Raw genomic sequence first — 11,347 nt, forward strand, 5'->3', positions numbered from 1 at the left:
TGTTCCCATTCCGAACACAGAAGTTAAGCCCACCAGCGCCGATGGTACTGCGACAAGCGGGAGAGTAGGTCGCCGCCAGTTTTTATTAAAAGTCTCATACATGAATTTGTATGAGACTTTTTTATTTTATAACTATACCTATACACATCTATACCTACTACACCACACCATAGCAATAAATGATAAACGATAAGGGTCAGTGATCATTTATCATTGATGAATGATAAATGATAAAAGATCATTCATCAAATATCAATCATCATTTATTATTAATGCTATCTATCTAAACTCTTTTCGAAGAAACAATCCAACATTGGTTTTGGTTACAGGGTTTAATCCATACTGATCAAAATCTATAGCAAGTCCATATTGAAAGGCTTTGTTGTCCAATCCTATCCGAAATTGTTGCTGACTTCTACGGTGTAGTTTAAAATCTAACCAGCTGGTAGTGGCCAGTAGCTGGGTAAAGAGCTGATAATCTCGATTGATTGGATACCGATAATTGATCATTACAATAGCTTCCCGCAAAGGAATATTGATTACCATGTAAGAAAGAAGTATTATAGCGGATAATCTTGGAGTACGTTTGGAATATTGTACTGTTAGAAAAGGAGTAATTCCGGTAGTATTAACGAATTTCATTCCGGCACCCGCCGCAAAAGGACCTGCGTAATTATAGGTTACAGCCATATTACTAAATACTTCATCAAAACGACGGTCATCTTTAGTATAGAAGCTGTGTACAGCTGTTATGTTAAGAAGATTAAATTTCTTTTGTCTATCAATTTTTTTTGTAACAATTGTGGACAGCAGTATTTTTCTATAACCTGCATCAATCTCTGTTTGAATTATCGGTGGAGATGGGATACTATCATTGGTGATTTGTGCGTGAAATAAGTATGATAAAAGTAAAAGGCAATAGCTGAAATTTTTTTTATACGAATAAAGCATAGAGATATAAGTTTTAAAATAAACAATTAAAATAGGTTGTATCAAAAACAGTAAGAATAAATCTATCTTTATTCTATTGTATTAATGTCTTTTCTTAGAAGCCCTGAAGCTTTCCAATAAATGATACTTGCTAGCAATGCTACACCTGTTGCAGATAACAATGAATAGCGTATGGCATTAACACTATATGTTTCAGACAAAAGATCATTGAAAAAGCCTGGGACAGAACTGCCAAATCCATGACCGATAAAGTTGCAGGAAATGGTTAATATTGCGGCAGCCAGTGTACGTACTTCAACACGTGTGACTGTCTGAGCTACACCCCACGATACTCCAATATGAAATGCGAGAAAAAATGTTGTCATACCGAGTCCTATAATGGCCATAGCAGCATTTGTGGAAAATAGGAATACAAGAGAAAAGGCGGCACATAAAAATGTTGCTATAGCTGGGATTTGTAAGATATATTTATAATCTTTCTTTCCAAAGGTATTGGAAAGCCATCCTCCAAGAAAGGCACCTGCAAGACCCGTTCCCCCTTTCACCACTCCTACAATCAATCCTATTTGTTTTCCATTAAAGTGATAAATTCTTCTGAGGAAAGTTGCTTCCCACGTACTTAATGCATAAATCACGAAAGCTCCCATAGTGGTTGCGATGAGTACAAGAAGATAACTTTGCCGGCTAAAAATGTCTTTAAGGGCTTCTTTTAAAGGAATTCCAAGCTCTTTTAGTTTGTAATGTTCTTCTGAGCTGCCTCGTAATGGTTCTTTCATTGTTAAACGGATAATGAGAGCAAGTATAAGTCCGGGTGCTCCGGCAAAAAAGAAGGCATAACGCCATCCCAACATTTGGCCTACAAGACCAGCAATGATATAGCCTAACAGTATTCCAATGTGAAGACCTCCGGAATAAATGCTGAAAGCTTTAGGACGCTTTTCTTTCGGGAAAAAATCGGAAAGAAGAGAATGACCAGGAGCAGACCCCATTGACTCTCCAAAGCCAACCATGATCCTGGCAATAGTAAGCTGAAGAGTATTAGCCACAAGTCCGCTAAAAGCAGTCATGGCACTCCATATAGTAAGTCCTGTAACCACAATATTCCTTCTGTTATATCGGTCGGCAAGTCTTGCAACGGGAAAGGTCATGGCAGAATAAAATGCAACGAAAGCGAAGCCTGATAATAAACCCATCACAGTGTCTGATAGGTGGAATTCCTCTCTGATAGGGTCCAAAAGTACATTGAAAATAACCCGGTCCAATAACCCTAGCGCAAATACCAGAGTCAGTAATAGTAGTGCATAATTAGGCTGGGTTTGCCCCAGCCTTTTATGCTCAGAAATTTGAGAGTTCATATAAGTTTTATTTTTTATGTGAATATATTATATCCCTAGTTGATCTGACTCACGACCCTGTTAATTTGAGCAACGTGGATAGCATCATGCTCAACGATAAAATGATCAATAAAATCCCTAAGTTTCATTAATCCGAATTTATGATTCATATGCTGAATTTCCTTTTCTAGGTCGGAAGGGGTCAGCTTTTCAAATAAACGGGTAATTTCGGTATAGCTTTTTTCCAATCTGTCCCGGATTTCTGCTGGTGATGGTTGAATTTTATCCGCTTCTTCTATATTGGCTAAACGAATTGGATTATCCATTTTTCTACCAATAGAAATAGAAGGATCATCCAATACTTTTTGGATTTCGTTTACAAAGAAAATCCGGGCTTCACCAATATGCCAGAATACAATACCAGAAGACCATTCTTCGCTCGAAGGCCTTATATATAGCTTTTGTGTGGGAACAACTTTGTCTAGTAAATCCAAGAATTTTTTTTGGGAATGTTGAAGAGATTCCTTGATCTCCTCAAGAGTTAATGTTGTATTGCTCATAATTTATGTTTTAAGAATCGTATTTATTTAATAGTATTTTGTAGCATGCCGATATTGGTAATTTCTACTTCCACTACATCTCCTCTTTGCATGAATACTTTTGGAGTCCTCCCAAATCCGACACCAGAGGGAGTGCCAGTGGCGATGATGTCTCCGGGATTCAGGGTCATGATTTCTGATATAGCTTCAATAAGGGTGGGAACATCAAAAATAAGATCACCAATAAAAGACTCCTGCATTACTTCTCCATTGAGTCGAAGGGTAATTCTGGAAGCAGCAAGATCTTCTATTTCGTCGGGGGTTACCAGCATAGGGCCTATAGGTCCATGTCCATCGAAGTTTTTTCCCTGCATCCACTGAATAGTTCTAAATTGATATTCACGTACTGTTACATCATTAAAGCATGAATACCCAGCTATATACTCTAAGGCATTCTCTTTTTTTATATTTTTCCCTTTTTTACCGATAATAACAGCCATTTCTGCTTCATAATCTAAAGAGTTAGAGAGGTCTATATACGGAACATCTTGTCTATGTCCGTTTAATGTCGTTGCCATTTTAGCAAATAATACGGGTGTGGAAGGCATTTCTCTTTTCATTTCCATAATATGGTGCTTATAATTCAGTCCCACACATACAATTTTTTCGGGAGATCCTACTATAGGAAGCCATTCAATCTGATCTTCTTTCCAAATCGCATTTTCCGGAAGTTGATTCCAGTTTGCCACAGTATATGCGATAACTTTTTCAGCATCTGATAATCCGGAACTGCTTTTTAGAGATTCTTGTATACTGGGAGGCAGGGAAAGCTTTGCCAGGCGGGCAATTTCATTAAGATCAATGATTTTTTCCTGAACAAAAGCCCCGAATTTGGGCTGTGAAGAGCCCACGGTAAACATTAATAATTTCATTGGATGTATTTTAAAATTTTAAATTGATCAGAAGAATTAGAGAGGACTTTTAAAGACTTCGCGAACGGTTTGATAACCATCGTTTTCGAGATAAGGTTCTTCTCTGTATTTATCGAGTGTCTGCATCAGCGGGGTATCATTTACGGAGAATAGGATTGCATCAGAATCCTCTGAAATGTTACAATGTTCATGATAGGCCCAGGTAGGAATCACAAAGAAATCCCCTTCCGACCAGTTAAATTGTACCCCATCTATCACTGAATAGCCATTCCCTTCAAAAACATAGTATACATTGCTGGAAACATGACGATGGGCTTTGGTATGTACTTTAGGACGGATCATTTGTATTGATGCACCAAAGGTTTTCATGACTGCCTTTCCATTGAATGAATTGACGTATTCCAGGGCAACATCATCATAAGGACTCGCTTCATCTGCTTCTTTAAGATCATTAAGTGCTTTTAGGGTGTCTTTCCATTTAAAAACTGATACCGGAGGATATTCATTATTAGAAGGTTCCCATAAAGGACGGTAATTACCATTGCCATGCTTCAGTACAGACGCATTCATTTTTTTGGTTATTTCCTGTTGATCCAAATGGTAGGATTCAAAAAAATTGGCATTGAGATAGTTGGTAAGCGGAATGTCTAAAGCGTCTAACCAGATCGCATGTTTATCATTGGTAGAGCCATGGTCGTGCCACAGCATGGGGGGATTAAGTACATAATCTCCTCTTTCCAAAAAGATTCTATTTCCTTCAACTGTACTATAAGAACCCTCGCTTCGGATAATGAATCTTGAGGCCTGTGAAATATGGCGGTGTGGAGGAGCGATCTCTTTACCATTTAACCATTGTAATGCCATCCATAAAGTTTCAGTGGCATAAGGTTTTCCATTAAGCCCTGGATTGCTTAATCCTAAAGCACGTCGGTCCCCTCCTTCTTCAAGATTTACGAGCTTTCCGGAAGTTGCTGCCAGTTCATAAAGTTGATCCCATTTCCAAAGCCAGGGGATTGCAGCCGGATTAGGCCGTAGCGGTAATACATCTTGCTCGACAAGCCAAAGAGGAACTAGATTTTGTTCTTTTAGTTTGGAGTATAACGCTGCTTTTTCTTTCATAATATAGTATTTATGATATTATTTTATTTTGTTTTTGCAAAATATGGATTATTGCTTTTATGATGTAAATAATATGGTGATGTTAAATTTAGATATAAATAAATGAATATTCCAAATTAAATTTGAATAAATTTAAATATTTTGATAATGCATTCTTTTTGTATTATTATTTTTAAATAGTATTTAAAGTAATATTTTGAGGTTGATGAAAAAATAGAATTGTAATGAGTATATTTGTATAAAACATCTGTATGTCGACCAAACACATCATTATGTCTATGTTGGAAATAGCCCCTATGACAGGCTACGAAATTGCTCAAAATTTGAGTACTTCAGTAGTTCCGTTTTGGAGTGCTACAGCTAGCCAGATTTATAATGCTCTTAAAAGTATGAAAGAGAGCAACCTGGTAGAAACTGAAAATAGTATCAGGGGAGAAAAAATGAATGTGGAGCAGTATACCCTTACCGACACTGGTCGAAAAGAGCTTGATGATTGGATTCAGGATGATATTCAATATATCCCCATTCGGGAGCCTTTTTTACTTTGGTCTTCTTACATGGAAAAGTGTACTTTAGAACAGGCACTTTCTGTGATAGATAAACATATTGAAAAATTTGAAAAAAGAGCACGCCAGCTTGAAGAAGCTACCTATAAAATACAAACCAATGAGTACAAGCTGATGAAAATGAGATCGGAATCTACTCCAAAAGAGAAGTTTAAAAAAATTCAGATGGCGCGTGCTTTTGCTTATGGTGAAATTGCTGCCAAGGCAAGGTTTGAGGTTGAACAGGCAAAACGAATTCGACAATTTGCCTATTCTTTTTTTTCAGAAAATGATTTGTAAAAGCCTGTTAGGTAAATATTCTGATTTTCCTAATTGTTATAATGCAACAGAAACACGATATTCCGGTTAAAATATAGTGGAATATTTCACTTTGTCGTCATTTTTTTGATTTGAATATAAATGTGTTAGATTCAAATTTATACATTAATTCCTCTTTTTAGATTTTGCTACTTTGTTAAATAGTATTAAAATATTATGTTTGTGTCACATCACATTAATATAATATGAATAAAACACTATTTAGGATTGGTCTACTACAATCTGCATTCTTTTGTTTCAATGGGCTTTATGCACAATCTACAGATTCAATTAAAACTTCAAAAATTGATGAAGTAGTTGTTACTGCATATGGTGTGAAAAAAGAGAAGAAATCTCTGGGATATTCTTTCCAGGATGTTAAAGGACAGGCTTTAGTAGACGCGAAGGAAAACAATGTCACCAATGCACTAACAGGTAAGGTGGCGGGACTTCAGGTTGTAAAGGGCGGATTTGGTCCAGCTTCATCTTCCAGAATCAATATCAGGGGATTCAATTCCTTTGAAGGAGATAGCCAGCCTTTAATTGTCGTGGATGGTATTCCCATTAATAATTCAGCCGGAGTAAAAGGCAGGAGCCAGGACGGGGCAAAGAATAATGATTTGTGGAACCCGGATACTGATATGGGAAATGGTTTAAGTGATATTAACCCTGACGATATCGAAACTATTTCTGTTCTTAAAGGAGGAGCTGCATCGGCATTATACGGAGCAAGAGCTGGAAACGGGGTTATTCTCATCACAACGAAATCCGGCAAAAAGAAAGGAGGAGTAGGCATCACGTACTCCACAAGTTTAGGTTTTGAAAAGATATTTATGAAGCCCGACTTGCAAAGTAACTTTGCTCAGGGAAGCAACGGACTTCCAAATCTGCCAAGTAATCTTGATAATACAAACAGCTGGGGACCTCAGATCGATGGAACAGATATGAAAGTCTATGATAACCTTAAAGGTTTTTTCAGGACAGGTACGAGTGTCCAACATACAATAAGTTTTCAGGAAAACCTGGGCGAGGGAACAAACTTATATACTTCCGGAAATTATTTATACGACAATAGTCAGGTTCCCAACTCGAAGTATGAAAGATGGAATTTTATGGCTAAAATGAATTCTAATTTCGGGGCACAAAAGAGATGGACAACTGATGTGAAAATCCAGTATATAAGTACCAAGGCAAATAATCGTCCTAATGGAGGTTTGGATAATAATACTTATGGTAGTGTCTTATTAATGCCGAGAAATATTGATATAAGAGATTACAAAGAAGGAATGACCGAGAATAACGTTACGCAGAGATGGATAACAAATAACGGAGTTAATCCTTATTGGGCTTCTTACAATAGGTTGAATGAAGATAAAAAAGACCGCTTCTTGCTAAGTGGCTATCTTAAATATCAATTCAATGACTGGCTGAGTGCGGATGTTCGCTTAGGAACGGACTTTTATTCTTTGGATGCCAATGCGAAAACATGGACGGGATCCAGGCTGAATAATTCTTATAATACAAGCCAGGAAAAGTTTTATGAGAATAATTATATAACGAGTTTGAATGCCAAAAAGGACAATATTATTGGAAAATGGGGTGGTTCCTTATCGATATATGGACAAATGATGGAAACAAGGACAAATGCGATCTATCTTTCAGCTCCCAATCTGACTTCTCCCAACTTTTTTAATATCAATAATTCTGTAGGTAATCCCGACATACGGGAAGTTATTTTAAATAAAAAAATCAACTCAGCTTTTGCAGCGGCAGAGATAAATTATGATGGATATTGGTTTATTAATGCTACAGCAAGGAATGATTGGTCATCAACGCTTACGGTAGAAAACCGGTCTTATTTTTATCCTTCTATAAGTACTTCATTGGTTATTACCGATATGCTTGCAAAAATAAACGGGACTAAGCTCAAATTTTTATCTTTTGCTAAAGTAAGAGCTTCTTATGCTGTAACTGGGAACTCGCTGGAAGCCTATGAACTTTACAATACTTTTGAAGTTAAAAAAGATCCTAACGGAAACGTAACAGCAGATCGGAAAAAGATTTTATATGATCCGAACTTAAGGAATGAAAAACTTAAAACATTTGAAGTTGGTCTGGATCTGCGATTATTTAACCGGATTTCACTGGATGTCAGTTATTACAATACCAAAGCAACTGATCAGCTGATCAACCTGCCAATGAATCCTCTTTCAGGGTATGAGAAAAAAAAGATCAATGCAGGAGGTCTGCAGAATCAGGGAATTGAAGTAGTATTCAATACGGATATTGTTAAAAAACAGGATTTTACGTGGAATACGAATGTCAATTTTTCCCAAATGACAAGCAGAATTGATAAGATCGATGGAGAGGTTACTAAATATTCGCTTGGCGGATTTGATGATGTAAGCATATTCGCAGAGGTTGGAAGAAGATATGGTGCTATATACGGCTCCAAATTTAAGAGGGTTGAAGATACAAGCAGTCCTTATTTTGGTAAACTGATCGTAGATGGAAATGGTGCGCCTCAAAAGGAAACCGGTCTTTTCTATTTGGGAAATCAGTCTCCTAAAGCATTATTTGGTTTTACCAATAGTTTTGTTTACAAAAATTTTGGTCTTTCCTTTCAGATTGACGGGCGTATCGGTGGAGAATTTTTCTCAGGAACACAATTAGCATTGCAAAAATCAGGTTTAGCGAAAGATACTGCACCTGGCGGAAAACGCGATAATTTTGTAGTGGACGGAGTCGTTGCCGGAAATAATGGAGGCTTTACAGCCAACACTAAAGAGATTACACAGCAGAATTACTGGGAAGCGGTTACCACAGGAAATTTAGGTATTACAGAACAGAATATTTATGATGCAACGAACATACGACTAAGAAATATTCAGGTTTCTTATAACTTTCCAAAGACAATGTTTGAAAAGTTTGTGATAAAAAGCGCTAAAGTGGCATTCACAGCAAATAATGTTTGGATGATCTATAGTAAGGCAAAGGGAATTGACCCCGAATCAGTGTTCGCTATAAGTTCAAATGCGGTAGGTTTTGAAAACCTTGCCTTTCCGACCATGAGATCATATTTATTTACCATAACCTTAGGATTTTAATACAATACCCATGAAAAAATATATAATTACACTTCTCGTATTAATTTTTGTAGCATTTTCAGGATGTAAAGATTTTGAAGAAATTAATACAGATCCGTTATCTGCCAATATTGATCAGGTGCAGCCTGAATATTTTTTAAACAGTTCAATCTTAGGAGCACAGCAAGATCCCAATATTGCAGAAAGAGTTTTTGTGTTATACTGGAAAACAGCAGCAAGGCAGCATCTCAGTACGGGTATAGCCGGCGGTACGGATAATGATGCGTGGAGTGTGGAATATTGGAAGTATATCTCACAATGGCTGAATAATGCCAATGCTACGATTCAAATTGCCAATGAAAAGAAAGCTAAGGGTCAGGGGCTGCCTCATTATGACAATTTGATTCAGGTTGCCCGTATATGGAGAGCCTATCTAATGAGTGAGTTTTCGGATAATTTCGGACCTCAGCCGATCCAGGCATTTCAGGCAGTTAATCCTGATTTTAATTCTGAAAAAGAAGTATATTACTATATCCTGGAGGAATTAAAAGATGCTGTGGGCAAAATCGATCTTAATCAGCCGGTGCCTGCGGACAATATCTCAAAATATGATCTTGCCTATAAATTAAAATGGAATTTATGGGTTAAATATGCCAATTCGCTTCGCATGAGAATAGCAATGAGAATTTCTGAAGTAGATCCGGCTAAGGCAAAATCAGAATTTGAGGCGGCTGTGGCAACTAATAATTTTATAAGCGTAAGTAGCGAAAATTTTAGTGTCGCAGAAAAACCGGGATGGGATGCTCTTACCGGTGTGATGTCGCGTGAATGGAATTCACAGTTATTATCTGCTACTCTTAACAATCTATATGTTGGATTAGGAGGTATAAATTCTGCAGATCAACTTAGCGCTGATAAGCATAGTGCAATACGGGACGAAGATTATATTGGAATAAGATATGATGAGCAGTTTACAAAACTTACTAATGATCCATCCGCAGGATATTGGCTGGATGGAATTCCGAACAAAATGGATCCTAGGGCATACAAAACATTTTACATTCCCGGTGATTTCAACAATCCTATTTATTCTCTTTATCCTACTTATACCAACGATGCGAAAACCAATTATGGAGAACTGAAATTTTCAGATAATACGACCATTACTGTAAATGCAGTCAATACCTGGAATGCATTTACTATTGGAAACTGGGCCGAAAAAGGACAAAGGAATGGATTACGAGGATTAATTGGCCGTGCACCGGCGTTGGGTAAGCAATACAGGGAAAGCGCTAATTCCAGGATATTTTTTGCGAGCTGGGAATCTTATTTCCTGATTGCAGAAGCTGCTTTGAAAGGATGGTCAACTCCAATGAGCGATGAAGCCGCCTATAACAAAGGGATCCAGGATAGCTTTACTTATAATGGGGTTTCTCAATTTTACGGTCAGTATATTGCTTCTACCGATTATAACCGTGACGGAACTTCTGTTGCATACAGTCATATTTCGGAACCTGGAGCAACACACATAATGAAGTACAAAGATCCGGCGACCAATAATTTGGTCTCAGTCTCTGTTAACTATCCTGTTAATACGATATACAAAAATGGAGCATTTAAAAATGATAAATTAACTAAAATCATTACGCAAAAGTATTTGGCTAACATGCCGTGGCTTCCGCTTGAATCATGGAATGACCACCGAAGGCTGGGATTGCCGTTTTTTGAAAATCCGGCTGTGGAAACTCCCTTAGTTAACTTACCAGCTATTACAACAGGTAATTATATGACGAATTCAATTAAGAATTTTCCTCAGAGACTAAGGTATCCAAGCAGCTTCCGTAATTCGGATCCCGATGGCTATCAGAAAGCTGTACAGCTTTTAGGGGCAGAAGATGCTATACTGACTCCGCTATGGTGGGCAAAACACTAATAAAAATAATTCTTTTTATCCCTGTTCAGACCTTGAGCAGGGATTTTTATTTAAATTATATCGGTCCTATTGTAAAAACTATCCTTGCGTTATAAGTTGCAGCCGGAATTGTTACAGATACTCCTGTTAATTCCAATTGAAGAGGAATATTGCTATATGAGGCAAGAGCTAATACAGCAGTAATTCTGAATAATTCAAGATCAGCTTGGGTAATAGCCTGGTAAGTTGTACCTCCGGTGATGGAGCATAATACGCAAACTGTGGTTCCGTTACCTGTTCTCCTTATATTTAAAACCAGAGAATTATTCCATGTGGGATCCGGTATATAGCGTACCGTTACCTTAGCCGTACCAAGTAATAAAGGGACACTTGCAGCCAGAAGAATTTGATTGGTTGCACTTTCATACGTTCCGGCATAATTTGTTCCTGCTTCAGTGATAGGAGGGATGCTTACGGTCCAGTTGCTGCCACCTACCGTTAAAGATTGTGCATGAGCAGAGCCCGTCAATATGATTAATAAAAAAACACACAGACTACTTATAGCGTGTTTTCCTTTCTTTAAAAAATTCATATTGTATTCCATTTCTTTT

General features: G+C 37.4%; 9 protein-coding genes and 1 rRNA gene. 4 read left to right on the top strand and 6 right to left on the bottom strand.

The genetic code is table 11. The features are described 5' to 3' along the window. Positions 1-81: ribosomal RNA gene (gene rrf, locus AC0INN_RS20200) — 5S ribosomal RNA — on the top strand; the annotation flags it as partial. A 198-nt stretch (positions 82-279) separates the two neighbouring features. Here rrf and AC0INN_RS20205 read toward each other — a convergent pair. The 5 genes from AC0INN_RS20205 to AC0INN_RS20225 all read right to left on the bottom strand — a co-directional run bounded on the left by AC0INN_RS20205 (position 280) and on the right by AC0INN_RS20225 (position 4,875). Continuing rightward, the gene (locus AC0INN_RS20205) at positions 280-951 is read right to left on the bottom strand and encodes a hypothetical protein (RefSeq protein ID WP_273649863.1); all 672 of its coding nucleotides are present in this window, start codon (positions 949-951) and stop codon (positions 280-282) included. 68 nt (positions 952-1,019) lie between these two features. Next, positions 1,020-2,306 carry a spinster family MFS transporter gene (locus AC0INN_RS20210; RefSeq protein ID WP_273649861.1) on the bottom strand — a complete coding sequence of 429 codons (1,287 nt, stop codon included), beginning with the start codon at positions 2,304-2,306 and terminating at the stop codon, positions 1,020-1,022. Positions 2,307-2,341: 35 nt separating this feature from the next. Continuing rightward, positions 2,342-2,845: a DinB family protein gene (locus AC0INN_RS20215; RefSeq protein WP_306614848.1), complete on the bottom strand. Its 504-nt coding sequence runs from the start codon at positions 2,843-2,845 to the stop codon at positions 2,342-2,344. Positions 2,846-2,868: 23 nt separating this feature from the next. Further along, positions 2,869-3,756 (bottom strand): fumarylacetoacetate hydrolase family protein, encoded by an 888-nt coding sequence (locus AC0INN_RS20220; RefSeq protein ID WP_273649857.1) that lies wholly within the window; start codon positions 3,754-3,756, stop codon positions 2,869-2,871. A 36-nt stretch (positions 3,757-3,792) separates the two neighbouring features. Then, positions 3,793-4,875, bottom strand: a complete 1,083-nt coding sequence (locus tag AC0INN_RS20225; RefSeq protein ID WP_306614850.1) for a cupin domain-containing protein — start codon at positions 4,873-4,875, stop codon at positions 3,793-3,795. Positions 4,876-5,126: 251 nt separating this feature from the next. On the opposite strand from AC0INN_RS20225, the gene AC0INN_RS20230 reads away from it, so the two are divergent. The 3 genes from AC0INN_RS20230 to AC0INN_RS20240 all read left to right on the top strand — a co-directional run bounded on the left by AC0INN_RS20230 (position 5,127) and on the right by AC0INN_RS20240 (position 10,757). Then, positions 5,127-5,720: a PadR family transcriptional regulator gene (locus tag AC0INN_RS20230; protein ID WP_172280977.1), complete on the top strand. Its 594-nt coding sequence runs from the start codon at positions 5,127-5,129 to the stop codon at positions 5,718-5,720. Positions 5,721-5,944: 224 nt separating this feature from the next. Beyond that, entirely contained in the window at positions 5,945-8,845 is a 2,901-nt protein-coding gene (locus tag AC0INN_RS20235; RefSeq protein ID WP_306614853.1) for a SusC/RagA family TonB-linked outer membrane protein, read from the top strand. A 10-nt stretch (positions 8,846-8,855) separates the two neighbouring features. Continuing rightward, positions 8,856-10,757, top strand: coding sequence for a SusD/RagB family nutrient-binding outer membrane lipoprotein (locus AC0INN_RS20240; protein ID WP_306614854.1), 1,902 nt, complete (start codon positions 8,856-8,858; stop codon positions 10,755-10,757). Between the two features lie 55 nt (positions 10,758-10,812). Here AC0INN_RS20240 and AC0INN_RS20245 read toward each other — a convergent pair whose 3' ends face one another. Continuing rightward, positions 10,813-11,340, bottom strand: a complete 528-nt coding sequence (locus tag AC0INN_RS20245) for a hypothetical protein (protein ID WP_172280971.1) — start codon at positions 11,338-11,340, stop codon at positions 10,813-10,815. Positions 11,341-11,347 lie beyond the last annotated feature (7 nt).

This window comes from Chryseobacterium subflavum (assembly GCF_055762745.1).

Coding starts and splice junctions, on each gene's coding strand:
- AC0INN_RS20205 (WP_273649863.1), bottom strand. CDS start 951: ATGCTTTATTCGTATAAAAAAAATTTCAGCTATTGCCTTTTACTTTTA.
- AC0INN_RS20210 (WP_273649861.1), bottom strand. CDS start 2,306: ATGAACTCTCAAATTTCTGAGCATAAAAGGCTGGGGCAAACCCAGCCT.
- AC0INN_RS20215 (WP_306614848.1), bottom strand. CDS start 2,845: ATGAGCAATACAACATTAACTCTTGAGGAGATCAAGGAATCTCTTCAA.
- AC0INN_RS20220 (WP_273649857.1), bottom strand. CDS start 3,756: ATGAAATTATTAATGTTTACCGTGGGCTCTTCACAGCCCAAATTCGGG.
- AC0INN_RS20225 (WP_306614850.1), bottom strand. CDS start 4,875: ATGAAAGAAAAAGCAGCGTTATACTCCAAACTAAAAGAACAAAATCTA.
- AC0INN_RS20230 (WP_172280977.1), top strand. CDS start 5,127: ATGTCGACCAAACACATCATTATGTCTATGTTGGAAATAGCCCCTATG.
- AC0INN_RS20235 (WP_306614853.1), top strand. CDS start 5,945: ATGAATAAAACACTATTTAGGATTGGTCTACTACAATCTGCATTCTTT.
- AC0INN_RS20240 (WP_306614854.1), top strand. CDS start 8,856: ATGAAAAAATATATAATTACACTTCTCGTATTAATTTTTGTAGCATTT.
- AC0INN_RS20245 (WP_172280971.1), bottom strand. CDS start 11,340: ATGGAATACAATATGAATTTTTTAAAGAAAGGAAAACACGCTATAAGT.